This is a genomic window from Chitinimonas sp., assembly GCF_036568685.1.
In the GTDB taxonomy this organism is placed as follows: Bacteria; Pseudomonadota; Gammaproteobacteria; order Burkholderiales; family Chitinimonadaceae; genus Chitinimonas.
The window spans coordinates 1-26222 of record NZ_DATCSC010000048.1; the positions used below are offsets into that span (position 1 = coordinate 1).

Annotated in this window: 29 protein-coding genes, 1 other RNA gene and 1 pseudogene; 14 read left to right on the forward strand and 17 right to left on the reverse strand. The window is 64.1% G+C overall.

The features are described 5' to 3' along the window. The 12 genes and pseudogenes from VIM95_RS07905 to mnmG all read right to left on the reverse strand — a co-directional run. Positions 1-785: pseudogene (locus VIM95_RS07905) on the reverse strand (F0F1 ATP synthase subunit beta); the annotation flags it as partial. A gap of 40 nt (positions 786-825) precedes the next feature. Next, positions 826-1692 carry a F0F1 ATP synthase subunit gamma gene (atpG, locus tag VIM95_RS07910; protein WP_331984492.1) on the reverse strand — a complete coding sequence of 289 codons (867 nt, stop codon included), beginning with the start codon at positions 1690-1692 and terminating at the stop codon, positions 826-828. 28 nt (positions 1693-1720) lie between these two features. Next, positions 1721-3262 (reverse strand): F0F1 ATP synthase subunit alpha, encoded by a 1542-nt coding sequence (gene atpA / locus VIM95_RS07915; RefSeq protein WP_331984493.1) that lies wholly within the window; start codon positions 3260-3262, stop codon positions 1721-1723. A gap of 11 nt (positions 3263-3273) precedes the next feature. Next, the gene (locus tag VIM95_RS07920; RefSeq protein ID WP_331984494.1) at positions 3274-3810 is read right to left on the reverse strand and encodes a F0F1 ATP synthase subunit delta; all 537 of its coding nucleotides are present in this window, start codon (positions 3808-3810) and stop codon (positions 3274-3276) included. Positions 3811-3816: 6 nt separating this feature from the next. After that, positions 3817-4287, reverse strand: coding sequence for a F0F1 ATP synthase subunit B (locus tag VIM95_RS07925; RefSeq protein ID WP_331984495.1), 471 nt, complete (start codon positions 4285-4287; stop codon positions 3817-3819). Positions 4288-4321: 34 nt separating this feature from the next. Beyond that, the gene (gene atpE, locus VIM95_RS07930) at positions 4322-4594 is read right to left on the reverse strand and encodes a F0F1 ATP synthase subunit C (protein ID WP_331984496.1); all 273 of its coding nucleotides are present in this window, start codon (positions 4592-4594) and stop codon (positions 4322-4324) included. A gap of 54 nt (positions 4595-4648) precedes the next feature. Continuing rightward, positions 4649-5500 (reverse strand): F0F1 ATP synthase subunit A, encoded by an 852-nt coding sequence (gene atpB, locus VIM95_RS07935; RefSeq protein WP_331984497.1) that lies wholly within the window; start codon positions 5498-5500, stop codon positions 4649-4651. A 17-nt stretch (positions 5501-5517) separates the two neighbouring features. Continuing rightward, the gene (locus tag VIM95_RS07940; protein WP_331984498.1) at positions 5518-5925 is read right to left on the reverse strand and encodes a hypothetical protein; all 408 of its coding nucleotides are present in this window, start codon (positions 5923-5925) and stop codon (positions 5518-5520) included. 100 nt (positions 5926-6025) lie between these two features. Beyond that, positions 6026-6874: a ParB/RepB/Spo0J family partition protein gene (locus VIM95_RS07945; RefSeq protein WP_331984499.1), complete on the reverse strand. Its 849-nt coding sequence runs from the start codon at positions 6872-6874 to the stop codon at positions 6026-6028. A gap of 5 nt (positions 6875-6879) precedes the next feature. Next, a complete protein-coding gene (locus tag VIM95_RS07950) occupies positions 6880-7644 on the reverse strand; it encodes a ParA family protein (protein WP_331984500.1) in 765 nt (254 codons plus the stop codon). Beyond that, complete coding sequence (gene rsmG, locus VIM95_RS07955) at positions 7641-8282, reverse strand: 16S rRNA (guanine(527)-N(7))-methyltransferase RsmG (RefSeq protein ID WP_331984501.1); 642 nt, start codon at positions 8280-8282, stop codon at positions 7641-7643. The genes VIM95_RS07950 and rsmG overlap by 4 nt, the downstream gene beginning before the upstream one ends. After that, positions 8279-10186, reverse strand: coding sequence for a tRNA uridine-5-carboxymethylaminomethyl(34) synthesis enzyme MnmG (mnmG, locus tag VIM95_RS07960; RefSeq protein ID WP_331984502.1), 1908 nt, complete (start codon positions 10184-10186; stop codon positions 8279-8281). Before mnmG ends, rsmG begins: the two co-directional genes overlap by 4 nt. Before the next feature lie 211 nt (positions 10187-10397). On the opposite strand from mnmG, the gene VIM95_RS07965 reads away from it, so the two are divergent. The 5 genes from VIM95_RS07965 to VIM95_RS07985 all read left to right on the forward strand — a co-directional run bounded on the left by VIM95_RS07965 (position 10398) and on the right by VIM95_RS07985 (position 14173). Beyond that, positions 10398-10823 carry an NfeD family protein gene (locus tag VIM95_RS07965; RefSeq protein ID WP_331984503.1) on the forward strand — a complete coding sequence of 142 codons (426 nt, stop codon included), beginning with the start codon at positions 10398-10400 and terminating at the stop codon, positions 10821-10823. 255 nt (positions 10824-11078) lie between these two features. Further along, positions 11079-12023: a stomatin-like protein gene (locus tag VIM95_RS07970; protein ID WP_331984504.1), complete on the forward strand. Its 945-nt coding sequence runs from the start codon at positions 11079-11081 to the stop codon at positions 12021-12023. A gap of 7 nt (positions 12024-12030) precedes the next feature. Beyond that, a complete protein-coding gene (locus VIM95_RS07975) occupies positions 12031-12795 on the forward strand; it encodes a substrate-binding periplasmic protein (protein ID WP_331984505.1) in 765 nt (254 codons plus the stop codon). A 43-nt stretch (positions 12796-12838) separates the two neighbouring features. Further along, positions 12839-13768 carry an exopolyphosphatase gene (locus tag VIM95_RS07980; RefSeq protein WP_331984506.1) on the forward strand — a complete coding sequence of 310 codons (930 nt, stop codon included), beginning with the start codon at positions 12839-12841 and terminating at the stop codon, positions 13766-13768. 33 nt (positions 13769-13801) lie between these two features. After that, complete coding sequence (locus tag VIM95_RS07985) at positions 13802-14173, forward strand: TfoX/Sxy family protein (protein ID WP_331984507.1); 372 nt, start codon at positions 13802-13804, stop codon at positions 14171-14173. A gap of 12 nt (positions 14174-14185) precedes the next feature. Here VIM95_RS07985 and VIM95_RS07990 read toward each other — a convergent pair whose 3' ends face one another. Beyond that, positions 14186-15199, reverse strand: a complete 1014-nt coding sequence (locus VIM95_RS07990; protein WP_331984508.1) for a cation diffusion facilitator family transporter — start codon at positions 15197-15199, stop codon at positions 14186-14188. Next, positions 15196-15951, reverse strand: a complete 756-nt coding sequence (locus tag VIM95_RS07995; protein WP_331984509.1) for an NRDE family protein — start codon at positions 15949-15951, stop codon at positions 15196-15198. The genes VIM95_RS07990 and VIM95_RS07995 overlap by 4 nt, the downstream gene beginning before the upstream one ends. 68 nt (positions 15952-16019) lie before the next feature. On the opposite strand from VIM95_RS07995, the gene VIM95_RS08000 reads away from it, so the two are divergent. The 4 genes from VIM95_RS08000 (at position 16020) to rnpB (ending at position 18839) form a co-directional block, all read left to right on the forward strand. Continuing rightward, positions 16020-16592 (forward strand): HutD family protein, encoded by a 573-nt coding sequence (locus VIM95_RS08000; RefSeq protein ID WP_331984510.1) that lies wholly within the window; start codon positions 16020-16022, stop codon positions 16590-16592. A gap of 30 nt (positions 16593-16622) precedes the next feature. Continuing rightward, positions 16623-16859, forward strand: a complete 237-nt coding sequence (locus tag VIM95_RS08005; RefSeq protein ID WP_331984511.1) for a sulfurtransferase TusA family protein — start codon at positions 16623-16625, stop codon at positions 16857-16859. A 448-nt stretch (positions 16860-17307) separates the two neighbouring features. Further along, entirely contained in the window at positions 17308-18345 is a 1038-nt protein-coding gene (gene pyrC / locus VIM95_RS08010) for a dihydroorotase (RefSeq protein WP_331984512.1), read from the forward strand. Between the two features lie 80 nt (positions 18346-18425). Next, positions 18426-18839, forward strand: an RNA gene (gene rnpB / locus VIM95_RS08015) — RNase P RNA component class A. Positions 18840-19481: 642 nt separating this feature from the next. Here rnpB and msrP read toward each other — a convergent pair. The 3 genes from msrP to VIM95_RS08030 form a co-directional block, all read right to left on the reverse strand. Beyond that, entirely contained in the window at positions 19482-20423 is a 942-nt protein-coding gene (msrP, locus tag VIM95_RS08020; RefSeq protein WP_331984513.1) for a protein-methionine-sulfoxide reductase catalytic subunit MsrP, read from the reverse strand. A 72-nt stretch (positions 20424-20495) separates the two neighbouring features. Next, complete coding sequence (locus tag VIM95_RS08025; protein ID WP_331984514.1) at positions 20496-20678, reverse strand: protein MIGRI; 183 nt, start codon at positions 20676-20678, stop codon at positions 20496-20498. A 28-nt stretch (positions 20679-20706) separates the two neighbouring features. Then, positions 20707-21039 (reverse strand): hypothetical protein, encoded by a 333-nt coding sequence (locus tag VIM95_RS08030; protein ID WP_331984515.1) that lies wholly within the window; start codon positions 21037-21039, stop codon positions 20707-20709. Between the two features lie 277 nt (positions 21040-21316). Here VIM95_RS08030 and mraZ point away from each other — a divergent pair, with 277 nt between their 5' ends. Genes mraZ through VIM95_RS08055 form a run of 5 tightly spaced genes read left to right on the forward strand, consistent with a single transcriptional unit; the run spans position 21317 to position 26215 of the window. After that, positions 21317-21763, forward strand: a complete 447-nt coding sequence (gene mraZ / locus VIM95_RS08035) for a division/cell wall cluster transcriptional repressor MraZ (RefSeq protein ID WP_331984516.1) — start codon at positions 21317-21319, stop codon at positions 21761-21763. Further along, positions 21760-22701 carry a 16S rRNA (cytosine(1402)-N(4))-methyltransferase RsmH gene (gene rsmH, locus VIM95_RS08040; protein ID WP_331984517.1) on the forward strand — a complete coding sequence of 314 codons (942 nt, stop codon included), beginning with the start codon at positions 21760-21762 and terminating at the stop codon, positions 22699-22701. The genes mraZ and rsmH overlap by 4 nt, the downstream gene beginning before the upstream one ends. Further along, entirely contained in the window at positions 22698-22970 is a 273-nt protein-coding gene (gene ftsL / locus VIM95_RS08045) for a cell division protein FtsL (protein WP_331984518.1), read from the forward strand. The genes rsmH and ftsL overlap by 4 nt, the downstream gene beginning before the upstream one ends. 6 nt (positions 22971-22976) lie before the next feature. Continuing rightward, on the forward strand, positions 22977-24710 hold the full coding sequence (locus VIM95_RS08050) for a penicillin-binding protein 2 (RefSeq protein ID WP_331984519.1): 1734 nt from the start codon (positions 22977-22979) through the stop codon (positions 24708-24710). Next, a complete protein-coding gene (locus tag VIM95_RS08055) occupies positions 24707-26215 on the forward strand; it encodes a UDP-N-acetylmuramoyl-L-alanyl-D-glutamate--2,6-diaminopimelate ligase (RefSeq protein WP_331984520.1) in 1509 nt (502 codons plus the stop codon). The genes VIM95_RS08050 and VIM95_RS08055 overlap by 4 nt, the downstream gene beginning before the upstream one ends. Positions 26216-26222 lie beyond the last annotated feature (7 nt).

Genomic DNA, 26222 nt, shown 5'->3' on the forward strand with positions numbered 1-26222 from the left:
GCCAGGGTGTAACGGTAGATGTTGTCCACGAAGAACAGCACGTCACGGCCCTTGCCGTTTTCGTCCTTCTCGTCGCGGAAGTACTCGGCCATGGTCAGACCGGTCAGCGCAGCGCGCAGACGGTTGCCCGGGGGCTCGTTCATCTGGCCGTAAACCATGGCGACCTTGGATTCGGCCAGGTTGTCCAGCTTGATAACGCCGGAGTCAGCCATTTCGTGATAGAAGTCGTTACCTTCACGAGTACGCTCACCCACACCAGCGAACACCGACAGACCCGAGTGAGCCTTGGCGATGTTGTTGATGAGTTCCAGCATGTTCACGGTCTTGCCCACACCGGCGCCACCGAACAGACCCACCTTGCCGCCCTTGGCGAACGGGCAGATCAGGTCGATCACCTTGATACCGGTCTCGAGCAGGTCGACGGTCTGGTTCAGCTCGTCGAAGCTCGGGGCCTTGCGGTGGATGGACCAGCGCTCTTCGGCGACCACGGGACCGACTTCGTCCACCGGGTTGCCCAGCACGTCCATGATACGACCCAGCGTAGCCTTGCCCACCGGCACCGAGATCGGGTTGCCAGTGTTCTGCACGGCCAGACCGCGCTTCACGCCATCGGTCGAACCCATGGCGATCGCACGGACTACGCCATCACCCAGTTGCTGCTGAACTTCCAGCGTCAGTTCCGGGTTGGCCAGCGTCAGCGCGTCAAATACCTTCGGCATGGCGTCGCGCGGGAATTCCACGTCGACCACCGGGCCAATGATTTGCACGATTTTACCTTGGCTCATCGTTGCATTCCTTAATGTTAAATACTGTTCCGCGCTGCGATCAGACCGCGGCGGCGCCGGCGACGATTTCCGACAGTTCCTTGGTGATGGCTGCCTGGCGGGTCTTGTTGTAGACCAGCTTGAGCTCATCAATCACCGTTCCGGCGTTGTCGGAAGCGGCCTTCATGGCCACCATCCGCGCGCTTTGTTCGGAAGCGATGTTTTCGGACACTGCCTGGTACACCAGCGCCTCGATGTAACGCACCAGCAGATCGTCGATCACCACTTCGGGCGCCGGTTCGTAGATGTACTCGAACGGGTGCTCGCTGACCGGTTTCATCCGGTCTGCCGGCACCGGCAGGAGTTGTTCCATCACCGGTTCCTGCCGCATCGTGTTGATGAAGCGGGTGTAGACGATATGCAGTTCGTCGATCTGGCCAGCCAGGTATGCGTCGAGCATGACCTTGACCGGGCCGATCAGTTTGTCGAGGTGCGGCGTGTCGCCGAGCTGCGTGACATGCGAAGTCACACGCGCGCCAGCGCGCTGCATGAAGCCAAAGCCCTTGTTACCGATGGCGGTGACATCGACTTCGATGCCGGCTTGTTGCCAAGCCTTCATCTGACCCAGTGCGGTGCGCAACACGTTGGTGTTGAGGCCGCCGCACAGGCCCTTGTCGGTCGTAACCACGATAATGCCGGCGCGCTTCACTTGCGCACGCTTGGTCAGGAAGGGGTGGGCGTAGTCCTGCAGGGCCTGGGCCAGATGGGCGGTCACATTACGGATTTTTTCACCGTAAGGACGAGCCGCCTTCATCCGGGTCTGGGCCTTGCGCATCTTGGACGCGGCCACCATTTCCATGGCGCGGGTGATCTTGCGCGTGTTTTGCACGCTCTTGATCTTGTTGCGTATTTCCTTGCCGCCTGCCATGACTTGACCTTTCTCTCGTTAGATCAAATCAGAAAGCGCCGTTGGCCTTGAACGACTTGATGGCTTCCGCCAGCTTCTTGTCGTTGTCGCCAGACAGCTCACCCTTGCCGTCCATCTCAGCGATGATTTCAGCATGGTTGGCCTTCACATAGGCATACAGCGCGGCTTCGAAGGCCAAGGCCTTCTCGACCGGAACGTCATCGGCCAGGCCCTTTTCCACGGCGTACAGGGTCACGGACAGCTGCGACACCTTGAACGGGGCGTATTGGCCTTGCTTCAGGAGTTCGGTCACCAGACGGCCGCGGTCCAGCTGCTTGCGGGTTGCTTCGTCGAGGTCGGAAGCAAACTGGGCAAAGGCAGCGAGTTCACGGTACTGGGCCAGAGCGGTACGGATACCACCGGCGAGCTTCTTGACGACCTTGGTCTGGGCTGCACCACCGACGCGCGACACCGAGATACCGGCGTTGATGGCGGGGCGGATACCAGCGTTGAACAGGTCCGATTCCAGGAAGATCTGGCCGTCGGTAATCGAGATCACGTTGGTTGGCACGAAGGCGGACACGTCACCGGCTTGGGTTTCGATGATAGGCAGGGCGGTCAGCGAACCGGTCTTGCCCTTCACGGCGCCGTTGGTGATCTTCTCGATGTAGTCTTCGTTGACGCGCGATGCACGCTCGAGCAGACGCGAGTGGATGTAGAACACATCACCCGGGTAGGCTTCACGGCCCGGCGGACGACGCAGCAGCAGCGAGATCTGACGGTAAGCAACGGCTTGCTTGGACAAGTCGTCGTACACGATCAGCGCATCTTCGCCGATGTCGCGGAAGTATTCACCCATGGCGCAACCGGCGTAGGGCGACAGATACTGCATCGCGGCCGATTCGGAAGCCGAGGCGGCCACCACGATGGTGTGGTCCAGGGCGCCGTGTTCTTCCAGCTTGCGCACCACGTTGGCGATCGAGGAAGCCTTCTGGCCGATCGCAACGTAGATACAGGTAACGCCGTTACCCTTCTGGTTGATGATGGCGTCGAGGGCAACAGCGGTCTTGCCGGTCTGGCGGTCACCAATGATCAGCTCACGCTGACCACGGCCGACCGGCACCATGGCGTCAATGGCCTTGATACCGGTTTGCAGCGGCTGCGACACCGATTGACGGGCAATAACGCCCGGGGCGATCTTTTCGATCGGGCTGCTGCTGGTCGCGTTGATCGGACCCTTGCCGTCGATAGGCTGGCCCAGTGCGTTAACGACACGACCCTTCAGTTCCGGACCAACCGGCACTTCCAGGATACGGCCGGTGCACTTCACTTCCGAACCTTCGGAGATGTGCTCGTAGTCGCCCAGAATAACGGCGCCAACGGAGTCACGCTCCAGGTTCAGTGCGAGACCGAAGGTGTTGCCCGCGAATTCGAGCATTTCGCCCTGCATGACTTCAGACAGGCCGTGCACGCGGACGATGCCGTCGGTCACCGAGACCACGGTACCGGTCGTGCGGCTTTCTGCGCCAGCGGACAGGTTCTGAATCTTGCTCTTGATCAGGTCGCTGATCTCGGACGGATTCAATTGCATTGTTTGCACTCCTAACTGGTGAGGCGAGCCGCGAGGGCTGCCAGCTTGCCACGCACCGAGGCGTCGATGACGTCATCGCCCACGGTCATGCGCACGCCGCCGATCAGATCGGCGTTGAGGCTGACGGTGGTCTCGATCTTCTTGCCGACGCGCGCGGTCAGGATGGACTTGATCTCGTCCAGCTGGGCAGCGGTCAACTCGAAGGCCGACTCGATGTGCGCCGTAACCGAACCCTCTTCTGCGGCCTTCAGTTGCTCGAACAGCTCGGCAATGGCAGGCAGCAGGGCAAAGCGGCGGCTCTCCAGCACGGTGGCAACGAAGTTGCTCACCTGCGGGGTGGCGCGCGCGCCCAGGAGTTCGGTCAGGAGCGCTTGTACTTGGCTCGCGGAGAACTTCGGATTGGCGGCGAACTCGACTGCCAGCGGGTCTTGCGCGGCGGCGGCCAACACAGCCAGCGCCTCCGACCAGGCCGGCAGGCTGTTCGCTTCCTTCGCCAGCCGGAACACGGCTTCGGCGTAGGGTCTTGCGACGGTAATGAGTTCAGCCATGAGCGTTTACAGCTCCGCTTTCAGGGAAGCCAAGAGGTCGGCGTGACGCGCGGCATCCACTTCCTTGCGCAGGATCTTCTCTGCGCCGGCAACGGCCAGGGCGGACACTTGCTGACGCAGGGTCTCCTTGGCTTGGTGAACTTGCTGGTCAACTTCGGCCTTGGCACCGGCGATCAGGCGGTCGCCTTCGACGCGAGCTGCGTCCTTGGCTTCTTCCACGATCTGGCTGGCGCGCTTTTCGGCTTGGGCAATGATTTCGGAGGCTTGCGACTTGGCCTTACGCAGTTCCTCGGCAGCGCGCTTTTCAGCGAGCTCGAGGTCGTGCTTGGCGCGGTCGGCGGCGGACAGGCCGTCGGCGATGCGCTTGGCACGCTCATCCAGTGCAGCGACCAGTGGAGGCCAAATGAACTTCCACGTTACCAGCACCAGAATCGCAAAGACCAACGCCTGCAAAAACAGGGTTGCGTTCGGATTCATGGATTAACCCTTTCGATTAAACGGGGGTTAACGATTAGCGAATCAGAGCGACCAGCGGGTTACCGAAGGCGAACATCAGGGCCACAGCAACGGCGATAATGAAGATGGCGTCAACCAGACCGGCGATAACGAACAGCTTGGGTTGCAGGGCAGCAGCGGATTCCGGCTGGCGAGCAGCGCCTTCCAGGAACTTGGCACCAACCAGAGCCACGCCGATAGCGGCGCCAACGCCTGCCAGACCAATCATCAGGCCGATGGCGATAGCGGTGAATTGCTGAACGTTAGCGATCAGGACTGCGTGTTCCATTTGTTACTCCTAGTGAGGATGGTGATTTAAAGAAAAAAGTGAAACGAAATTGTCTTAGTGATCTTCAACGGCGAGGCCGCAGTACACAATGGTCAGCATCATGAAGATGTAGGCCTGCAGCACCACGATCAGGATGTGGAAGATGGCCCACACCGAACCGGCAACCACCTGGCCGAAAGCACCCAGCAGGGAGCCGGCGTCAAAACCGGTCCAACCCATGCCCAAGAGCGCGATCAGCATGAACACCAGTTCACCGGCGAACATGTTGCCGACGAGACGCAGGGCCAGCGACAGGATGCGCGAACCGTATTCGATACACTGCATGGCGGCGTTGACCGGCAGCAGGATGATCTTCATCACGATGTTGTCGGCGTGGAACGGAGCAGTGAAGAATTCCACGAAGAAGCCGACAAAGCCCTTGGCCTGGATGCCGAGGCCGATGGACAGCAGCACCACGGACAGCGACATGGCCAGACCCTGGTTGATGTCGGCGGTGGGCACGACCTTCAGGTGTTGCAGACCGAACCAGGCGCCGACGCGCGGCAGCAGGTCCACAGGCAGGAAGTCCATGGCGTTCATGAGCACAACCCACATGAACACGGTCAGGCCCAGCGGGGCAACGATGGTGCTCTTGCCGTGGAAGATTTCCTTGGCATTGGCGTGAACCATTTCGACGATCATCTCGACGAAGAGCTGGAACTTGGAAGGCTTGTCCACCGAAGCGCGGCGGGCCACCAGGCCGAAGACCGCCACGAACAGGAAGCCCAGCAAGAGGGCGATCCAGAAGGTATCGAGGTGGATGTTGCCCGGATCGTTGGCGGCGAGGTCGTAATTGGCGCGCAGGTTCAGCAGGTGATGCTGGATGTATTCTGTCGCGTTGGCGGGTGCGTGGTGTTCAGCCGACATAGTGTTTGAGTAAAGATTTATTTGGAAATAAGTACCAGCAAGTAGGCCGCCAGGGCGACCACGAATGCGCCGGCAAACCACAGCGCATTCGCTCCGAAAAACACAAAGCCGGCGAGCAAGAGCATCAGCGCGACAATGAGCTTGACGATTTCCGCCAGCAGAAACTGGGCGAGCATCGCTTTCGGAGCCGGAATTCCTCGGAATCGGCTGATCCGGCCGTAGGCAAATACCGCTGCGATCTGGCTCAAGCCACCGGCTAGGGCGGCGAGCATCGCTTTGGCATCGGCGATAAAAAATGCTGTCGCGGCAACGATCCCGGTCAGGATCGACATCACGAGCAGCACGGCGCGTATCTGTTTCCTCAGTTTTTCGGCCGGATCAAGCGGCCGAGAAAACTCGCGGATATTAGCGTTGTGTTGGTGCATAGGTCAAGCCGAACGCCCGATAACAGGGCGTAATCGCCTGTTTTTTCGGGCTAATTCCATCTGGTAGGTGGCGGCGCGTGACTACGCGCCGCCGGGTAAGTTACTTGCCGAGCAACTCAAGGATGGTATCGAGCTGGTCCAGCGAACCATACTCGATAGTCATCTTGCCGCGGCCCTTGCGGCCTGCGGCGATCTGCACCTTGGCGCCGAGCTTGTCCGAGAGGTCGGTCTGCAGGCGGGCGAGGTCCGGGTCCACCTTCTTCTGCACCACGGCGGCCGGCGCCGGCCGGCCGGCCAGCAGGGTCTGCACCAGCTTTTCGGTCTCGCGTACCGACAGGCCCTTCTCGGCCACCAGCTTGGCGGTCTCGATCTGCTTGAGCACCGGCAGGCTCAGGAGTGCACGGGCGTGACCCATGTCCAGCGCGCCCTGCATCAGCTGCTCGCGCACGGGCTCGGCCAGGTTCAGGAGGCGCAAGAGGTTGGTGACCGCCGAGCGCGACTTGCCCACCGCATGGGCGCAAGCCTCGTGAGTCATGCCGAATTCGTCGATCAGGCGTTGCAGGCCGATGGCTTCTTCCAGCGGATTGAGGTTCTCGCGCTGGATGTTCTCGATCAGCGCCATGACCAGCACCACTTCGTCGCTGACCTTGCGCACCACCACCGGTACCTCGGTCAGGCCGGCCTTTTGCGAGGCGCGCCAGCGGCGCTCACCCGCGATGATCTCGTAGCGGTCCACGCCCAGCTCGCGCACCAGGATGGGCTGGATCACGCCCTGGGTGCGGATGCTTTCGGCGAGGTCGGCCAGCGCGTGCTCGTCCATATGACTGCGCGGCTGGTACTTGCCCGGTTGCAGGCGGTGCACCGGCAGTGTCTGCAGTTTGTCGTCAGCCGGCGCGGCGGAACCCAGCAGCGCGTCCAGACCTCGTCCCAGACCTTTGAGTTTGGCCATCTTGATTACTTTCCAAAGCGCGCGATCAGCTCGTCGGCCAGCTCGCGGTATGCCTGCGCACCGCGCGAGGACTTGTCATAGGAGAAAATCGGCTGACCGAAGCTCGGAGCCTCGGCCAAGCGGATATTACGGGGGATCACGGTCTTGAAGACCTTGTCGCCAAAGTGCTGCGCCAACTGCGCCACCACTTGCTGCGCCAGGGTCGAGCGCGGGTCATAGAGCGTGCGCAACAAGCCGTCGATCTCGATGCGCGGGTTGATCGCCAGACGCACCTTGCGCAGGGTGTTGACGAGGTCGGTCAAGCCTTCCAGCGCGTAGTACTCGCACTGCATGGGGATAACCACGCCATCGGCGGCGGCCAGCCCGTTCAGGGTCAGCATATTGAGCGCCGGCGGGCAGTCGATGAGCACGAAGTCGTACTGCTGGCGCACATTGTCCAGCGCCAGGCGCAGCCGCACCTCGCGGTGCTCCACCTCGATCAGCTCGACCTCGGCGCCGCCCAGTTCACGGTTGGCGGGCAGGATGTCGAAGCCATGCTCGGTGGTCACCCGTACATCCTCCAGCTCGGCATGGCCCAGCAGGAGGTGATAGACACTGCGGCCCAGCGCCTGCTTGTCCACGCCGCAACCCATGGTGGCATTGCCCTGGGGGTCAAGGTCGATCAGCAGCACCCGCTTGCCGGCCTGCGCCAAACCGGCCGCCAGGTTGACCGCGCTGGTGGTCTTGCCGACGCCGCCCTTCTGGTTGGTGATCGCGAGGATGCGGCTCATGCGGAAAGCTCCATCCAGACGATGCAACGCTCGGCACCCAGGCCCGGCACGGTCAGGGGTTCGATGCGTTGCTGCACGTCGGCCGGCAGGGCGGCGATCTCTTCAAAGGGCTGCACGCCCTTGAGCGCGGCCCAGACGCCCTTGGGCGCCAGGAGGTGACGGGTCAGGCGGGCAAAGTCGGCCAGGTCGGCAAAGGCACGCGAGGTGATCAGGTCATAACCGCCCTCGGCAGCCACGTTCTCGACCCGGTCGCAGACCACCTTGACCTGTTTGAGACCAAGCTCGATCACGGCCTGCTGCAAGAAGGCGGTCTTCTTGTGGTTGCTGTCGAGCAGGGTGATCTGCCAGTCCGGCCGCACAATGGCGAAGGGGATGCCCGGCTGGCCGCCGCCGCTGCCTACGTCCAAGAGGCGCTGCGGTTGCCTTGCGGCCACCGGCGCCAGTGCCGCCAGGCTGTCGAGTAGATGGTGCGAGACCATGCGCTCCGGCTCGGTGATGGCGGTCAGGCTATAGGTCTTGTTCCATTTCAGGAGCAGGCCGAGGTAGGCCAGCAGGCGGCCCACCGTCGCGTCGTCGAGCGACAGGCCCATGGCCTGCAATCCGTCCCTGAGTTGCGCTTCTTGTTGTTGGCCGATCATGCGGTCTTGGTCGTTTTATCGTCTTGGGCGGCTTTGAAGCCGCGTTTCAGATGTACCAGCAGCAGCCCGATGGCTGCCGGCGTCATGCCTTGCAATCGCGATGCCTGGCCCAGCGTCTCGGGCCGCGCCTCTGTCAGGCGCTGCTGCACTTCCTTGGACAGCCCCGGTACCTTGCCGTAGTCGAGGTCCGAGGGCAAGCGCACGGCTTCGATCTCGCTGTGGCGGGCTACTTCATCCTTCTGCCGCTCCACATAGCCGGCGTACTTGACCTGGATCTCCACCTGCTCGGCCACCAGGGGGTCGCTGACCGCCTCGCCGGCCACCGGCAGGGTCATCAGCTTGCCATAGTCCACGTTGGGGCGACGCAAGAGTTGTTCCAGGGTGTATTCACGCTCGATGCTCTGGCCCAGCACCCGCTCGGCGTCCTCGGCACTCACCAGCCGCGGGTTGACCCAGGTGGAGCGCAGCCGCTCCAGCTCGGCCGCCACGGCGTCGCGCTTTTTACAAAACAGTTCCCACTGCTCGTCCCCCACCACTCCCAGGCGGCGGCCGTCTTCGGTCAGGCGCAGGTCGGCGTTGTCCTCGCGCAACTGCAGGCGGAATTCGGCCCGGCTGGTGAACATGCGGTAGGGCTCGGACACGCCACGGGTGATCAGGTCGTCGACCAGCACGCCCAGGTAGGCCTGGTCGCGGGCTGGAGTCCAGCCTTCCTTGCCCTGTACCTGCAGGGCGGCATTGAGGCCGGCGAACAGGCCCTGGGCTGCTGCCTCCTCGTAGCCGGTGGTGCCATTGATCTGGCCGGCGAAGAAGAGGCCGTTGATGGCCTTGCTCTCGAAGGTGGCCTTGAGCGCGCGCGGGTCGAAGTAGTCGTACTCGATCGCATAGCCCGGGCGCAGGATATGCGCCTGTTCGAGGCCTCGGATGGAGCGCACTGCCGCCAGCTGGATATCAAAGGGCAGCGAGGTGCTGATGCCATTGGGGTAGAACTCGTGGGTCTGCAGACCTTCCGGCTCCAGGAAGATCTGGTGCGAGTCCTTGTCGGCGAAGCGGTTGATCTTGTCCTCGATGGACGGGCAGTAGCGCGGGCCCACCCCTTCGATCACGCCGGTGAACATGGGCGAACGGTCAAAGCCGCTGCGGATGATCTCGTGGGTGCGCTCGTTGGTGTGGGTAATCCAGCACGGCAGCTGCTGCGGGTGCATGGCGCGGTTGCCACGGACCGAGAACACGGGAGTGGGGTCGTCGCCCGGCTGGGCTTCCAGCACGCTGAAGTCGATGCTGCGGCCGTCGATGCGCGGCGGGGTGCCGGTCTTGAGCCGGCCCACCGGCAGCTGCAGCTCGCGCAGGCGCGAGGACAGCGTGACCGAGGCCGGGTCGCCGGCGCGGCCACCGGTGTGGTTCTCCAGGCCGACGTGGATCTTGCCGGCCAAAAAGGTGCCGGCAGTCAGCACCACGGTCGGCGCCTCAAAGCGAATGCCAATCTGGGTCACCACGCCCACCACCTTCTCGCCTTCGACCACGATGTCGTCGACGGCCTGCTGGAACAGGGTCAGGTTGGGCTGGTTCTCCAGCATGCTGCGGATGGCAGCCTTGTACAGCACGCGGTCGGCCTGGGCGCGGGTAGCACGCACCGCCGGGCCCTTGCTGGAATTGAGGGTACGGAACTGGATGCCACCCATATCGGTGGCCAGCGCCATGGCGCCGCCCAGGGCATCCACTTCCTTGACCAGGTGGCCCTTGCCGATGCCGCCGATCGAGGGATTGCAGCTCATCTGCCCCAGTGTCTCGATATTGTGGCTGAGCAACAGCGTGCGCACGCCCATACGGGCGGCAGCCAGCGCAGCTTCGGTGCCGGCGTGGCCGCCACCGATCACGATCACATCGAAACGTTCGGGGTAGAGCATGGTGTTAAGTGCCTGAAAATGAACGGCAAAGGGCGGTATTGTACGACAAAACCAGTCCAACCCGCCAACAGCGCCGCCACAGACCGCCAAGCGGCCCCAGGCCATCATGCCGTCGGCGCCGTGAATAGTTGATGACAGCCCCTAGCGGGCGGCACAAGGGCGCGATATAACAGCGGCAAACACGGGTTTCTTCCACCACGAAAAGCAGGCAATGCAAAACTACGCAGTCTGGTTGGTCCTGGGCCTGGCGCTGGCAGGGGCAGAGATGCTCACCGGCACCTTCTATCTCCTCGTGTACGGCATTTCGGCCGCCGTGGGTGGCGTCGTTGCCTGGCTGGGCTTGGGCCTGCCGCCCCAGCTGATCGCTGCCGCGGTCTGCGCCGTTGGCGGCACGCTCTGGCTGCGCCGTCATCCCATCGTCAAACCGGCCGCCGACAATCACGCCTACGACCTCGGCCAGCAGGTCGAAGTCTCCAGCTGGAAGTCCGCCACCCAGGCCCGCGTGCGCTATCGCGGTTCGGACTGGGATGCCGAACTCGCCACCGAACTGGGTGAGCAACCTTCCACCCTCTATATCGTCGGCCAGCGCGGCAATACCCTGCTCGTTGCCAAGGCCCCGCCGGCCGGGCAACGCTGATAGCCTGCCAGGAAATAGATCATAGATACGGGTAGAGGGTAGCGCAGGTGCCAGGGAAACCCGGCGCCGGGTGACAGAGAAACCTGATACGGTGGGCTCCCCCTGTTTTATCCACACCCCTCCGCCCCGCCGCCGCGGGGAACCTCGCTGGCGCTCGTCCGCGCTTTGAATGGACTGTTTCAAACGCTCGCATAGCACGTACGACGCCAAGTCACATATATAGAGAGATAGAAAACTGTTTGCCTGGGAGGCTAGATGGAAATCGCCGTCGTACTCTTTGTCGTTGCCCTGATCTTTGCCCTGAAGTCGCTCAAGGTGGTGCCGCAGCAGCACGCCTTCCTGGTCGAGCGACTGGGCCGCTTCCACGGTCTCTTGAACCCCGGCCTCAATATCGTCGTCCCCTTTGTCGACCGCATTGCCTACCGGCACGACCTGCGCGAGATCCCGCTCGACGTACCGAGCCAGATCTGTATCACCAAGGACAACACCCAGCTGCAGGTGGACGGCATCCTCTACTTCCAGATCACCGACCCGCAGCTGGCCTCCTACGGCTCCAGCAACTATGTGGTCGCCATCACCCAGCTGGCGCAGACCACGCTGCGCTCCATCGTCGGCCGCATGGAGCTCGACAAGACCTTCGAGGAACGCGACCATATCAACAGCGGCGTGGTGGCAGCGCTCGACGAAGCGGCGGCCAACTGGGGCGTGAAGGTGCTGCGCTACGAGATCAAGGACCTCACCCCGCCCAAGGAGATCCTGCACTCCATGCAGGCGCAGATCACCGCTGAGCGCGAGAAGCGCGCCCTGATTGCCGCCTCGGAAGGCCGCAAGCAGGAACAGATCAATATCGCCACCGGCCAGCGCGAATCGGCCATCCAGCGCTCTGAGGGCGAGAAGCAGGCACAGATCAACGCCTCCGAAGGCGACAAGCAGGCCGCCATCAACCGCGCCGAGGGCGAGGCCGAGTCGATCCGACTGGTAGCGCGCGCCACCGCCGAGGCCATCCATATGGTGGCGCAGACCATACGCCAACCCGGCGGCATGGAGGCGGTCAACCTCAAGGTGGCGGAGCAATACATCGGAGCCTTTGGCAATATCGCCAAGGAGAGCACCACCATGCTGCTGCCCAGCAATGCCGCCGACGTGGCCGGCATCGTGGCGACCGCCATGAAGGTGGTGAAGCAGCAATCCGACACCTGATGCCAACATGCGGTGGCTGCGCTGGTTCCTGCTCTGCCTGGGCAGCCTAGCCTGGGCCCAGGACCCGCCGCTGCGGGTCGGGGTGGGGAATTTTCCGCCGTACAGCTACTTGGTGGAGGGCGAGCCGGCCGGTATAGAGATCGACATCCTGCGTGAGCTCGAGTCCATCGACCCAGGCCTGCGCTTCACCGGCCTCAATCAGGTGCTGCTGGTCAAACGGGTGGTCACCGAGGTGGACGCCGGCCGCATCGACCTGGCGCTGAGCGCCCGTACCCCCGAGCGGCTGGCGCGCTACCAGATGCTGGAGCCGCCCATCCACACGGCCCGGCTGCGGCTCCTGGGCCGCCGCGACGAGGCCTTGCAGATCGACAATCTGGAGCAACTGGCCGAGCTGGGCAACGAAGCGGTCGTGCTGGTCGCGCCTGGCTCTTCGCCACACGCCTATCTGCTGCGCCAAGCCGGCCTGAGCCTGGATGCCGCTCCCATAGACAGCCAGCAGATGCTGCAGAAGCTGCTGCTCGGGCGCGGCCGCTTTGTCTTCGGCTTTGAACCGGCACTGGCCGCCGCCGCCAACCGGTTGGGCGTAAGCGATCAGCTGCGCTGGCAGCCGCTACAGGCCGGCATGCTGGAGATGAGCCTGCTCGCATCACGCCAACTGGCACCGGCGCGCTGGGCAAAATTGAACGCGGCCTGGAAAAAACTCGCGGCGAGTCCGAAACTGAAGCTGATCCTGGCCCGCTATAGCACTGCCACGATCGTCGAATCCCCCTGACCCGGCCAAGCCGGCCTCCGCCCACCGCTCCAGGAGCCGTTCCATGTCCAAGCAGAAATACCGCCTGATCACCCGCAGCGACTTCGACGGCCTGGTCTGCGCCGTCCTGCTCAAGGAGCTGGACATGATCGACGACATCCTCTTCGTCCACCCCAAGGACATGCAGGACGGCAAGATCAGCGTCAGCGAGCGCGATATCAGTACCAACCTGCCCTATGTGCCGGGCATACACCTGGCCTTTGACCACCACCTGTCCGAGACCCTGCGCAACCAGAAGCGCGACAACCACATCATCATCCCCAGTGCCCCTTCGGCAGCACGGGTGGTGTACGACCACTACGGCGGCAAGAAGACCTTCCCGCGCGTGCGTGAGGACATGATGGAGGCGGTGGACAAGGGCGACTCGGCCGACTTCACCGCCGACGAGATACTCAGCCCCGAGGGCTGGGTGCTGCTCAACTACCTGATGGACGCCCGCACCGGCCTGGGGCGCTTCCGTGAATTCCGCGTCAGCAACTACCAGCTGATGATGGATCTGATCGAATACTGTCGCAGCCACGGCATTGAGGACATCCTGACCCTGCCCGATGTGCGCGAGCGGGTGGAGCTGTATTTCGAGCATGAACCCAAGGCGAAGGAACAGATCCAGCGCTGCACCACGGTGCACGGCAATCTGGCGGTGTTGGACCTGCGCGATGAGGAGATCATCTACGCCACCAACCGCTTCATGATCTACGCCCTCTTCCCCGAGACCAATATCTCCATCCACGTGCTATGGGGCCGGGACAAGCAGAACACCGTGTTCGCCGTCGGCAAGTCCATCCTCGACCGCGGCTCCAAGACCAATGTGGGCGAGCTGTGCCTGCAGTACGGCGGCGGCGGCCACCAGGCGGCCGGTACCTGCCAGGTCAGCAATGACGATGCAGCCAAGGTACTGGCGGCACTGACCAAGCGCATCAATACCGATGGTTGAAGCCGCCCGACATCTGCCGGAGAGTCCGGACGGATGAGGCGCAGCGAGTTCGTCGACTGGCTGTGCGAGCAGCTGGCGCCCATGGGTTTCGTCAATGGGCGGGCCATGTTCGGCGGCTGGGGCATCTACTGCGACGGGCTGATGTTCGCCATCGTGATCGACGAGGTGCTCTACCTCAAGACCGATGCCGAGACCCGGCCGCAGCATGAGGCAGCCGGCTGCGGGCCGTTCGAGTACCAGCAGAAGGACGGCCGGGTCATGCAGCTGAGCTACTACCGTATTCCCGACGAAGCGCTGGAGGAAAGACTGGACCTGCTGGCCTGGTCACGCGCCGCCTTGGGCGTCGCCCTGCGCGCCCAGGCGGCCAAACCGGCCAGGAAACCGCGCAAGCCAGCGCCGCCGTGATCGTTTAATCCGTCAATGATGGTGGCCGTGGCCGCCGTGGTCATGAACATGATCGTGGGCGTGGCCGTGCTCATGACCGCCATGGTCGTGACCATGGCCGGCCGTGCTCCCCGCCACCGTAGCCAGCGGGATCACCTTGCCGGCCGGCACCTGGCCCAGCCAGGAAGGCTGCAAAGTGACATGGTCGATCTGGTATTCCTTGGCCAGCAGGGTCTGGGTCGCGGCCAACAGGCGCGGCCACAGTTCGGGGTTGTCGATCACCATGTGAGCCGACAGCGCCACCTTGTCCGGCCCCAGGTGCCAGACATGCAGGTCGTGCACCGACTGCACCCCCGGCTGGGACGCGAGGGTATTGCCCACGGCGTTGAGGTCCAGATGCGCCGGCACCCCTTCCATCAGCACATGGCTGGACTGCAGCACCAGGGCCCAGGTCGAGCGCAGGATCAGCACCACCACCAGCAGCGAGAGGATGGGGTCGATGGGCTTCCAGCCGGTGGCCCAGATGATGGCGCCGGCCGCGATGGCCGCCACCGAACCCAGCAGATCACCCAGCACATGCATCAGTGCGGCGCGGGAATTCATATTGTGGCTATCGCCCGACAGCAGCCAGGCTGCCACCAGATTGACCGCCAGGCCGATGACGGCGATCAGCATCACCCCGCCACCGTCCACGTCGGAAGGATGGATCAGCCGCCCTATGGCCTCGAAGGCGATCCAGCCCACCATGGCCAGCATCAAGAGGCTGTTGATGAGGGCCCCCAGCACCTCGGCCCGGGCGTAACCGTAGGAATTGCGCGCCGTGGCCGGCCGCAGCGCCACCATCTGGGCAAATAGCGCCAGACCCAGCGCTGCCGCGTCGGTCAGCATATGGCCTGCGTCGGAAAGCAATGCCAGCGAGCCGGTCCAGAGCCCCCCACCGGCTTCCACCACCGCGTAGCCGGCAGTCAGGAACAGCGCCAGCAGCAAACGGCGGCGGCTGGCATGGTGGGCGTGATTGTGGTGGGGATGGTGGTGTTCGTGGCTCATGACTGATTCAAAGATAGCGCAAATTCGTAGCGGCTCTCGCCGGCCGGCTCGCCACGCTCGAAGCGGCGTTCGGTCAAGATCACCCTATCCAGCCCCAAGCGCAACAGGCTGGAGGCACGGGTGCCGTACTCGGGAGTGCGGATAAAGGCGGCCGACAGCGCCCGCTCCCACTCCAACGATACCCCTGTCTGCGGTAGCCGGGCGTCCTCGGCCAGGCGCGGGTCGGCCAGCAGCGCAAACAGCGCCGCATCGTCATCAGCCCGCAGGGCCAAGCCGGCCTTGAGTGCCTCCAGCTTGGGCCAGGCACTGTCAAAGCCGGCGTTCGATACGCCATGTACCCCGCGGCCAAAACGCAAGGTGCGGTCGGTGTGGCTTTCATACCCCAGCAGGCGCTGACCGTCGTAGAGCAGCAGATTGAAGTCGTTGTAGTCCGCAATCTTGCCGCGCAGGGCCGCGATATAGTCGGCTGTGCTGGCTTCACCCTGCAGAAAGGCCGCCACCAGCGCGCCGCGCGAAGGCGCCTGCGGCTTGATGCGGCGTGGATCACGGTAGTTGGTCAGGGCGGCGAAGCGGCCCTGCCGGCTCACGCCCATCCAGGTACCGCCGGCCTGCAGGTCGCGGCCGCCTAGGGTATTCGCATCGTCCCACCAGCCGGCGGGCGCGGTCGGGCGGGCGTAGAATTCGTCGCGGTTGGCGGCGACCACCAGCGGCTGTTCCGCCTCGGGTTGCCAGAGAAATCCGATCAGACACATGGGGGCATTGTCGGCCAGGCCCGGTCCCACGCCAAGCCATGATGTGCAATATAAGAAATGGAGTAGCCATGATCCTGCTAGGCCCGCCGGACTACCGCGACATGCCCTGGAAGAACGGTGGTGGCACCACCTGCGAGCTGTTCCGCCTACCCCATCCGCAGCGGGTGGACGATTTTGCCCTGCGCCTGTCCATTGCCCAGGTCAGCCAGGGCGGGCCCTTCTCTTACTTCCCTGGCGTGGACCGCCAGCTCATGCTGCTGCGGGGCGCCGGCATGCAACTGGCGTTCGAGGACGGCCGTACCGCCAGGCTGGACCAACCGCTGCAGCCTATTGCCTTTGCCGGCGAGTCGTCCGTCGATTGCGCCCTGCTAGACGGCCCGCTGCAGGACTTCAACCTGATGGTGGCGCGCGACTGGGGGCGGGCCGAACTGACCGTGCAGCGGTTGGCTGAGGGGGCCGTGCTGTCCTTGCCCGCGGTATCACTGCGACTGGCCTACCTGGTGAGCGGCGCCATGGCCGGGCCGGCCGGGATGCAATCGGCCGAACAGTTGCTCCAGCTGCGGGCCCAGGCCTGCGTGCTCACAGCGCAGCAACCATCGGTGTTGATCGTGGTCGAAGCGCATCCGGGCGGCGCGCTATAATCGCCGCCAGTCACTGCCAAAAGACCCGCCATGTCCGCACCCGAAGCCCAACTCAGCGTCGACCTCTCCGGCCTGAACTGCCCGCTGCCCATATTGCGCGCCAAGAAGGCCTTGGCCGACCTGCCCAGCGGCACCGTGCTGCACCTGATCTGCACCGACCCTGGCACCCCGGCCGACTTCGAAGCCTTCTGCCGCCAGACCGGCCATGAGCTGGCCCACCAAGAGACGGTGGAGGGGAAGTTCCTGTTCTGGTTGCGGCGGCGGTGAGTTACGCATACGGCTGAGAGACCTGAAACGGCAGCACTACGCCCGGCACAGCCGTGCGTTCAGCAGCAGCGCAGCTCCGCGATCGCCGCCTGGTCTTTATAGAATCCGCTCCCCCCGGCCTAGCCGGACACTCGGTGGCATTCGATGCTCAGGCGCGCTCCGCTTTTTCCCCCCACTCCCCCCGCCCTCGCCGCCGCGACTGCGTGGTTGTTGCCCCTTCAGGGGCTTACAACCACGGCGTCCTCCTTGCGGGGGTGGAGCCTCGCTGACGCTCGTTAGTGAAAGTTGGAAACATTCGTTCCTGCTAAATCATTGTTGTCGCTCGCCGGACAATCGTGTCGACCGCCTGGCAGCCGATATGCTTTAGCTTGCGCTTACCAGACGGTATCGCGCCCGAGGGCGGCTTGCCGGATAATAGCGACCTTCCCTACGCCTACCGCTTTCCGCCATGACGCAACTGACCCTGATCCGCCCCGATGACTGGCACCTGCACCTGCGCGACGGTGACGCGCTGAAGGCGGTACTGCCCGATACCGCGCGCCGCTTTGGCCGTGCCATCGTGATGCCCAACCTCAAGCCGCCGGTCCGCACCGTGGCCGATGCCGCCGCCTACCGCGAGCGCATCCTGGCTGCCGTCCCTGCCGGCATGCAGTTCGAACCCTTGATGACGCTGTACCTGACCGACGTGACCCCGCCGGAGGAGATTGCGCGTATCAAGGAGAGCGGCTTTGTGAAGGCGGTCAAGCTCTACCCGGCCGGCGCCACCACCAATTCCGACGCCGGCCTGACCGATATCGCCAAGGCCATGCCCACCCTCGCCGCCATGGCCGAGCTGGGTGTACCGCTGCTGGTGCACGGCGAGGTCACCGACCAGAGCGTGGACGTGTTCGACCGCGAAGCGGTATTCATTGAGCGCGTCATGAAGCCGCTCTTGGAAAAGCTGCCCAACCTCAAGGTGGTGTTCGAACACATCACCACCCGCCAGGCGGCGCACTTTGTCTGGAGCGCACCGGCCAATGTGGGCGCCACCATCACCGCCCACCACCTCTTGATGAACCGCAACGCCCTCTTCCAGGGTGGCATCCGCCCGCATCACTACTGCCTGCCGGTGCTCAAGCGCGAGACCCACCGCGAGGCCCTGGTCGAAGTGGCCATCAGCGGCAGCCCCAAGTTCTTCCTCGGCACCGACAGCGCCCCGCATGGCAAGAGCACCAAGGAAGCCGCCTGCGGCTGCGCCGGCATGTACACCGCCAACAACGGCATCGAGCTGTACGCCGAAGCCTTCGAGGCGGCCGGTGCGCTGGACCGGCTGGAAGGCTTTGCCAGCCGCTTTGGCCCGCTGTTCTACGGCCTGCCGGCCAACGAGGGCACCATCACCCTGATCAAGCAAGCCACCCCGGTCCCCGCCGAGCTGCCCTACCTGGCCGGCGACACCCTGGTACCGCTGCGCGCCGGCGAGACGGTGGCCTGGCGCCTGGCCGACTGAGTGTTACGCCGCCTCCCAGTGCCCCCGCCGGCCGATGGCCGGAGCGAGGGGGCTTGACGGGGGTGGTAGACTAGCTGTGCGAAGTCGGCCGGACAGTCGCCGCGTGGCTTGCCACGGGGAGGAAAGTCCGGGCTTCACAGGGCAGGATGCTGGCTAACGGCCAGGCGCCGCGAGGCGACGGAAAGTGGAACAGAGAGCTGAACCGCCGATGGCTGTGCTCCTCGGAGCCAGCACAGGCAAGGGTGAAAAGGTGGCCGCGCAAGCGGTGGCTGGTCGCAAGACCGGCCCGGTAAGAGCGCACCGCTCGGCTGGTAACAGACCGAGGCAGGCTAAACCCCATCCGAAGCAAGACCAAATAGGCAAGCGTTGACGGGGCCCCCTGAGCTTGCGGGTAGGTTGCTTGAGGCGTGCAGCAATGTACGTCCTAGAGGAATGACTGTCGGTGGCGGGCAACCGCCGCGTCACAGGACCCGGCTTACAGGCCGACTTTGCACTGCACACGAAACAAAAGGCCACCCTTGGGGTGGCTTTTTGTTTGGGGGAACACGACACGTTCAGTTCAGCGCCCTGGCAACCCGGGCGTTTTGCTGCATATGATGTTCAGGCGCGCTTCGCTTCATTGATCCCACTCCCCCCTCCCTCGCTCCGCGACTGCGTGGTTGTCGCCCCTTCAGGGGCATACAACTACGGCGCCCTCCTTGCGGGGGTGGAGCCTCGCTGACGCTCGTTCGCATCTCCATTTAGCGACGGTGCCTATTCAACGGGCGATACGGCGCAATGCCCTGCGGGGATTCTGCCCTTGTAACGCTTGCCAGCCACGTCCATCGAAGCCACTGACGAGCGTCAGCGAGGCTCCCTCGCCCGAGGCGAGGGCGGGAGGAGTGGTTGATATGAAAGCGAAGCGCGCCTGAACATCAAATGCCGGCAAGCGCCCGGCTCCGCCGGGCGAGGATCGAATGCTTCCGCCCGACCTGCATTCAATCCGTGATCCTCAGCGAGGCTCCCTCGCCCGAGGCGAGGGCGGGGGGAGTGGTTGATATAAAAGCGAAGCGCGCCCGAACATCGATTGCCGGTAAGCGCACGGCTCTGCCGGGCGATAAACCAATGCTTCCGCCCGACCTACATTCAATCCGTGTTCAATAGTACCGGCGTAGATCCATCCCCTTGTACATCGCCGCCACCTCCTCCGCATAGCCATTGAACATCAGGGTCTTGCGCTTGGAGAATTCGCCGATGCGCCGCTCGGTGGCCTGGCTCCAGCGCGGGTGGTCCACCTCGGGGTTCACGTTCGAGTAGAAGCCGTACTCGCTGGGAATGGAGCGGGTCCAGCTACTGGTAGGTTGCTGCTCGACGAGGCGGATGCGGACAATGGACTTGATGCTCTTGAAGCCGTACTTCCAGGGCACCACCAGGCGGATGGGCGCACCGTTCTGGTTGGGCAGCGGGCGGCCGTAGAGGCCGACGGCCAGGATGGTCAGCGGGTGCATGGCCTCGTCGATGCGCAGACCCTCCACATAGGGCCAGTCCAGTACGCGCGTGCGCTGGCCGGGCATCTGCTCCGGCGACTGCAGGGTCGTGAACTCGACAAACTTGCCGCGCGAGGTCGGCTCCACCTGCTTGAGCAGGGCCGCCAGCGGCAGGCCCACCCAGGGGATGACCATGGACCAGCCTTCCACACAGCGCAGCCGATAGATGCGCTCTTCCAGCGGTGCCAGCTTGAGCAGGCTATCGAGGTCAAAGCGGCGTGGCTTGGCCACCTCGCCACCCACCTCCACGCTCCACGGCGTGGGCCGCAAGGTATGGGCGTTTTCGGCCGGGTCGCCCTTGTCGGTGCCAAATTCGTAGAAATTGTTGTAGCTGGTGATCTGCTCGTAACTGTTCTTGTCCTCAGCCGTGCTGTAGCGGCTCTTGTAGAAGGTCGGCAGGGTAATGCCCGGCGCGGTGGCAGCGGCCTCGGCCGGCAATAGGCTGGCCAGGGCGAGGCCGGCGGCCCCCTGCATCCAGTCGCGGCGGTTCAGGTAGACGCCCTCCGGAGTGATCTCGCTCGGGTCGATGCGTGGGGGACGGTAGACGGACATGGGGGGCTCCAGGAGATAGGCATTTCGACCCTACTTGGTCGTACAGGTTCGACCAAGCTGACACCGCAGCGCTCACACTGCGCCGTATTGCCACCAGTGCCAGACCGCCATCACCAGGGAAGAGGCCAGCAAGGCGATGGCCAGTACCTCCACATAGCCGCGCACCTTCTGCCGGGTGGCAGGCTTGAGCAGTACGTTCCAGACCAGCAGCACCACCGCCAGCAAGAGCATGAGGCGGGCCAAGCGGGATATCATGCCGCCCCCTGCCCAGACCCAATACGTCTTACAAGCACTCGATCACGCCCTCGGCGTACTGGCGCGCGCCCAGAAAGGTGTTCTCGGTGCCGGAACGGTACTCCAGCATGCGCCAGCTGCGGCAACCCATCTTCTGGCTGACGCCCTCGGCGCGACGGCGGAAGAACTGCTCGGCCTGACCGTCGAACAGCACGGTGGAGCCGGTCACCCGCACCTGGTAACGGCGCTGGCCGAGCGAGCGCACCTCGCCGTCCTGCAGCACACCATTGTTCTCGGCCAGAGCGGTGCCGGTCTGCTGCAGTTGCGAGCACGCCGCCAGCAATATGAGGCCTAGCGGCAGGGAAAGAAGACGAATGCGCATGGAGCGTTCCGCGGCAAAGTTAAAGCCATACCTTCATACTTTCACATAAACCCTTATTTGCAAAGGGATATCTGCTTTACATCCCACACCACAAATCAGTCGTAAGTGATTGTAGCAAAAACAAAAATCCCCTCTGCGCCCGCTTGACCCAGCTTGTTCCATTGCCCTATAGTGGGGCGTAGTGGGTAAAAGTGGTGAAAAGTGTTTCACCAGCCCAAAAACTCCTGAAAGCTTAAGACCAGCTTTCACCCCCACAGCGGGAACTTTGGCGGTAATCATGTTTGGCGGCGTAGCACTCCTCAACCTCGACAGCAAAGGGCGATTGGCCATCCCGGCCAAGCATCGTGACGCCCTGCTCGAGGGCTGCGGCGGCCGCCTGACCGTGACCGTCGACCCGAGCCAGTGTCTGCTGATCTACCCCCAACCCGCCTGGGAACCGGTCCGCGACAAGCTCAACAATCTCCCCGCCTTCAATCCCCAGGCCCGTGCACTGCAACGGCTGATCCTCGGCCACGCCGAGGAGCTGGAGCTCGACTCGGCCGGCCGCATCCTGCTGTCCCCCACCCTGCGCAGCTTCGCTCGCCTCGACAAGGCCGTCGCGCTGGTGGGCCTGGGCAGCAAGTTCGAGCTGTGGGACGAAGCGCAGTGGAATGCCCAAACCGCCGCCGCGCTGGCCATGTCGCCAGCCGATATCGCGGCTCAACTCGATGGTTTCGTGCTGTGAGCGCCGCCGCCTTTACCCACCGCACGGTGCTGCTGACCGAAGCGGTGGACGGACTGGCCTTGCGGCCGGACGGTATCTACGTCGATTGCACCTATGGCCGTGGCGGCCATAGCCGGCTGATCCTGAGCCGGCTCGGCCCCGCCGGCCGGTTGATCGCCTTTGACAAGGACCCGCAGGCCGTCGCCGACGCCCGCACCATCACCGACCCCCGGTTCAACATCGTCCACGAACCCTATGCGGCCTTCGATGCCGGCCTCGATGCCCTGGGCATCGGCCAGGTCGACGGCGTGCTGATGGACCTGGGCGTCTCCTCCCCCCAGATCGACGACGGCGCACGCGGCTTCAGCTTCCGCTTTGATGCGCCGCTCGACATGCGCATGGATACGACCCGCGGGCAGACCGCCGCGGAATGGCTGGCCTCGGCTGAACAGGCCGAGATTGCAGAGGTGATCAGAGATTATGGCGAAGAACGGTTTGCTAAACAGATTGCAGGCGCGATTGTTGCGGCTCGGCTCGAAAACCCTGTCGTCACAACAGGGCAACTTACCCAGATCGTGGCAAAGAGCGTCCGCACCCGGGAGCCGGGCCAGGACCCGGCGACGCGCACCTTCCAAGCTATACGGATTTACATCAATCGTGAGCTTGAAGAGCTGTCGCTGACATTGCCGCAGGCCTTCCGCCGTCTGCGGCAGGGGGGCCGACTGTCGGTCATCGCCTTCCACTCGCTGGAAGACCGTATCGTCAAACGCTTCATGGCCGACGCCGCCGAAGCGGACAAGCTGCCCTCGCGGCTGCCGGTCCGTGCCGCCGACATCGGCGAAGCCCCGTTGAAGCTGGTCGGCAAGCCGATCCGTGCTTCGCAAACCGAAGTTGATGCGAATCCGCGCGCCCGTAGTGCCATCCTCCGCGTCGCCGAAAGGACCGGAGCGGCACTGTGACGCGGTTGAACTTGTTGTTGCTCTTTGTCCTGATCGCCTGCGCGCTGGGGGTCGTCACCTCGCAGCACAAAGCGCGGCGAGCCTATATCGAGTTGCAGAAGGCGCAAGGCGAAGCCCGTCGGCTGGATGTCGAATGGGGCCAGCTGCAGCTGGAGCAGAGCACCTGGGCCATGCACTCGCGTATTGAGAAGGAAGCAATCAACCGTCTCAATATGCGCGTGGCCGACGCCGCCCACACCCAAGTGGCGCCTGTCGCCGGAAAGCCATGAGCTGAGATGGCCTACCGGACCAACAAGAACCTCGCGCTCAAGCTGCAGATGTGGCGGACCTGGCTGGTGCTCGGCGCACTGGTGGGCTTGTTCCTGCTGCTGATCGGCCGTGCCGCCTACCTCATGGGCTACAAGGAGGAGTTCCTGCGCGAGCAGGGCGAGGCGCGCTATAGCCGCCGGCTCACGCTGGAGGCCAACCGCGGCATGATCACCGACCGCAATGGCGAGCCACTGGCCATCTCCACCCCGGTGCAGTCCATCTGGGCCAGCCCCGCCGACATCCCCGAGCTGACCAGCACCCAGCTGGCCAACCTGAGCCGCGCGCTGGGGCTGGATGCCGGTGAGGTCAAGCGCAAGCTGTCGGACCAGAAGCGCGACTTCGTCTACCTGCGCCGGCAGATGAGCCCGGATGCGGCCGAGCGGGTGCTTGGCCTCGGCATTCCCGGCATCTCCAAGCAGACCGAGTACCGCCGCTACTACCCGGCCGGCGAAGTGCTGGCGCACGTGATCGGCTTCACCGGTATCGACAACAAGGGCCAGGAAGGCTTCGAGCTGACCCGCGAACCGATGTTGGCCGGCAAGCCCGGCAGCCGCCAGGTGATCAAGGACCGCCGTGGCTATATCGTCGAGGACGTCACCAGCATCGAAAAGCCGCGCGACGGCCAGACCCTGACGCTGAGCATAGACAGCAAGATCCAGTACCTGGCCTACCGCGAGCTGAAGAAGGCGGTCGATGACAACAAGGCCAAGGGTGGCGGCATCGTGGTACTCGACGCGCGCACCGGTGAAGTGCTGGCGCTGGCCAATATGCCGAGCTTCAACCCCAACAACCGGGAGAAGCTCGACCCGGCCGCACGCCGCAACCGCGCGCTGACCGACGCCTACGAACCCGGCTCGACCATGAAGCCGATGACCGCCGCGGCCGCGCTGGAAACTGGCGAGGTCACCCCGCAGAGCATCGTGCAGACCGGCGGCGGCACCCTGAGCATCGGCCCCGCCACCATCCACGACACCCATGCGCATGGCCCGATCACGGTGGAGCAGGTGATCCAGGTATCGAGCAACGTCGGCGCCGCCAAGCTGCAACTCGGCATGGAGAGGGAATATCTCTGGAATTTCTACGACAGCCTGGGCTTTGGGCAACCGCCGCATAGCGGCTTTCCAGGCGAGTCGGGAGGCAGATTGAGACCATGGAAGAACTGGGTCCCCATCGACCAGGCCACCATGTCTTATGGCCACGGCATATCAGTAAGCCTGCTGCAGATTGCGCGGGCTTATCAGATTTTTGCCACGGACGGAGAGATCCGTCCGATCAGCTTTCAGAAACTGGTCGCCCCCTTGCCGGGGCGTTCGATATTGAAGCCGGAAACGGCGCAGGCGGTGCGCAAGATGCTGGAAATGGTCACGCAGCCCGGTGGTACGGCCCGTAAGGCGCAGGTGCTCGGCTACCGTGTCGGCGGCAAGACCGGTACCGCGCACAAGTTGGAAGGCGGCAGCTACGACGGCAACAAGTACGTCGGTTCCTTTGTCGGCATTGCGCCGATCTCGGACCCGCGGCTGATCGTGGCGGTCATGATCGACGAGCCGAGCAACGGCAAGTATTACGGTGGCGACGTGGCCGCACCGGTGTTCAGTGCCGTGGTGGCCGGCGGCCTGCGGGTAATGGGCGTGGCCCCCGACGCACCGCAGAACGTGCTGCAGCTTGAAACCAATGACAGCAACGTGAAGGAGGAAATGTGAAGCCCGCCAGCTGGAACCTGCCTCCTCTCGATTGGCCCGCCATCGAGGCCCTCGCCCACGGCCGGAGGCTGGTCGCCGACAGCCGCCGCGTGGGCCAGGGTGACGTCTTCCTGGCTGCCCGAGGCATCCATGCCGATGGCCGAGACCATATCCCGGCCGCCATCGCCGCTGGTGCCGCCGCCGTGCTCTGGGACGCTGGCGATACCGCCCAGGGCCCCTTCCAATGGCAGGCCGAGTGGACTGTACCCAATCTGGCGGTGCCTGAACTCACGGCCCAGATGGGTCTGATCGCCGGCCGCCTGGCCGGCGACCCGAGCGTGGCCATGCTGTGCGTGGGCGTGACCGGCACCAATGGCAAGACCAGCTGCACCCACTGGCTGGCGCAGGCCTTTGCGCTGCTGGGTGGCAAGCCGGCGCTGATCGGCACTCTGGGCTACGGCTTTCTCGACGCCTTGAGCGAGGCCAGCCACACCACCCCCGATACCCTGCAGCTGCACCAGCTGATCACCGACTACCGGAGCCAAGGGGCGACCCACCTGGCCATGGAAGTGTCCTCGCACGCGCTGGAGCAGGCCCGTGCCCATGGCGTAGCCTTTGCCATGGCGGTGTTCACCAACCTGACCCGCGACCACCTCGACTACCACGGCACCATGGCGGCCTACGGCGCCGCCAAGCGCAAGTTGTTCGAGTGGGAGGGGCTCAGCGCCGCCATCATCAATGCCGACGATCCCTTCGGCGCCGAGCTGCTAGCCAGCTTGCCTCGCGGCCTGACCCTGGGCTACGGCCTCAACGCCGGCGAGCTGCGCGCCAGCGAGGTCGAGACCAGCCTCAACGGCGTCCGCCTGCATATCGACTCCCCCTGGGGCAAGGCCGAACTCGCCAGTCCGTTGCTGGGCCGCTTCAACGCCTACAACCTGCTGGCCTGCCTGGGCGTGCTGCTCAAGGCCGGCGTGCCGCTCCAGGAAGCGGTGGACGTACTGGGCAGGATCGAATCGGCCAAAGGCCGCATGCAAAGGCTGGGCGGCGGCGACAAGCCGCTGGTGGTGATCGACTACGCCCACACTCCGGATGCACTGGAAAAAGCCCTCAGCACCCTGCGCGAGGTCATGCCCAGCCGCCGCCGGCTGTTCTGCGTGTTCGGCTGTGGTGGCGACCGCGACCGCGGCAAGCGGCCGGAGATGGGCCGCATTGCCTGCACGCTGTCCAATACCGTGATCATCACCAATGACAACCCGCGCACCGAGGACCCCAAGCGCATCATCCGCGACATCCTCGACGGCGTGGATGGTGCCGATGCCGAGCACCAGCAGCATGGCGACTACAGCGTGCAGAGCGACCGCGCCGCCGCAATCCGTTCGGCCGTCGAGCTCGCAGAGCCCGGCGACGTGGTGCTGATCGCCGGCAAGGGCCATGAGGAATACCAGGACGTGAAGGGCGTGAAGACGCCCTTCAGCGACGAGCAACAAGCAACGGCCGCCCTGGCGGTCTGGAAACCGATGAAGTGATTGAAAC

Coding starts and splice junctions, on each gene's coding strand:
- atpB (WP_331984497.1), bottom strand. CDS start 5,500: ATGTCGGCTGAACACCACGCACCCGCCAACGCGACAGAATACATCCAG.
- atpG (WP_331984492.1), bottom strand. CDS start 1,692: ATGGCAGGCGGCAAGGAAATACGCAACAAGATCAAGAGCGTGCAAAAC.
- mraZ (WP_331984516.1), top strand. CDS start 21,317: ATGTTTGGCGGCGTAGCACTCCTCAACCTCGACAGCAAAGGGCGATTG.
- VIM95_RS07920 (WP_331984494.1), bottom strand. CDS start 3,810: ATGGCTGAACTCATTACCGTCGCAAGACCCTACGCCGAAGCCGTGTTC.
- VIM95_RS07950 (WP_331984500.1), bottom strand. CDS start 7,644: ATGAGCCGCATCCTCGCGATCACCAACCAGAAGGGCGGCGTCGGCAAG.
- VIM95_RS08000 (WP_331984510.1), top strand. CDS start 16,020: ATGATCCTGCTAGGCCCGCCGGACTACCGCGACATGCCCTGGAAGAAC.
- VIM95_RS08005 (WP_331984511.1), top strand. CDS start 16,623: ATGTCCGCACCCGAAGCCCAACTCAGCGTCGACCTCTCCGGCCTGAAC.
- mnmG (WP_331984502.1), bottom strand. CDS start 10,186: ATGCTCTACCCCGAACGTTTCGATGTGATCGTGATCGGTGGCGGCCAC.
- VIM95_RS07980 (WP_331984506.1), top strand. CDS start 12,839: ATGTCCAAGCAGAAATACCGCCTGATCACCCGCAGCGACTTCGACGGC.
- VIM95_RS07990 (WP_331984508.1), bottom strand. CDS start 15,199: ATGAGCCACGAACACCACCATCCCCACCACAATCACGCCCACCATGCC.
- VIM95_RS07995 (WP_331984509.1), bottom strand. CDS start 15,951: ATGTGTCTGATCGGATTTCTCTGGCAACCCGAGGCGGAACAGCCGCTG.
- VIM95_RS07925 (WP_331984495.1), bottom strand. CDS start 4,287: ATGAATCCGAACGCAACCCTGTTTTTGCAGGCGTTGGTCTTTGCGATT.
- VIM95_RS08030 (WP_331984515.1), bottom strand. CDS start 21,039: ATGCGCATTCGTCTTCTTTCCCTGCCGCTAGGCCTCATATTGCTGGCG.
- VIM95_RS07975 (WP_331984505.1), top strand. CDS start 12,031: ATGCGGTGGCTGCGCTGGTTCCTGCTCTGCCTGGGCAGCCTAGCCTGG.
- VIM95_RS08050 (WP_331984519.1), top strand. CDS start 22,977: ATGGCCTACCGGACCAACAAGAACCTCGCGCTCAAGCTGCAGATGTGG.
- msrP (WP_331984513.1), bottom strand. CDS start 20,423: ATGTCCGTCTACCGTCCCCCACGCATCGACCCGAGCGAGATCACTCCG.
- atpA (WP_331984493.1), bottom strand. CDS start 3,262: ATGCAATTGAATCCGTCCGAGATCAGCGACCTGATCAAGAGCAAGATT.
- atpE (WP_331984496.1), bottom strand. CDS start 4,594: ATGGAACACGCAGTCCTGATCGCTAACGTTCAGCAATTCACCGCTATC.
- VIM95_RS08025 (WP_331984514.1), bottom strand. CDS start 20,678: ATGATATCCCGCTTGGCCCGCCTCATGCTCTTGCTGGCGGTGGTGCTG.
- rsmG (WP_331984501.1), bottom strand. CDS start 8,282: ATGATCGGCCAACAACAAGAAGCGCAACTCAGGGACGGATTGCAGGCC.
- VIM95_RS07985 (WP_331984507.1), top strand. CDS start 13,802: ATGAGGCGCAGCGAGTTCGTCGACTGGCTGTGCGAGCAGCTGGCGCCC.
- pyrC (WP_331984512.1), top strand. CDS start 17,308: ATGACGCAACTGACCCTGATCCGCCCCGATGACTGGCACCTGCACCTG.
- VIM95_RS07970 (WP_331984504.1), top strand. CDS start 11,079: ATGGAAATCGCCGTCGTACTCTTTGTCGTTGCCCTGATCTTTGCCCTG.
- VIM95_RS07965 (WP_331984503.1), top strand. CDS start 10,398: ATGCAAAACTACGCAGTCTGGTTGGTCCTGGGCCTGGCGCTGGCAGGG.
- VIM95_RS07940 (WP_331984498.1), bottom strand. CDS start 5,925: ATGCACCAACACAACGCTAATATCCGCGAGTTTTCTCGGCCGCTTGAT.
- VIM95_RS07945 (WP_331984499.1), bottom strand. CDS start 6,874: ATGGCCAAACTCAAAGGTCTGGGACGAGGTCTGGACGCGCTGCTGGGT.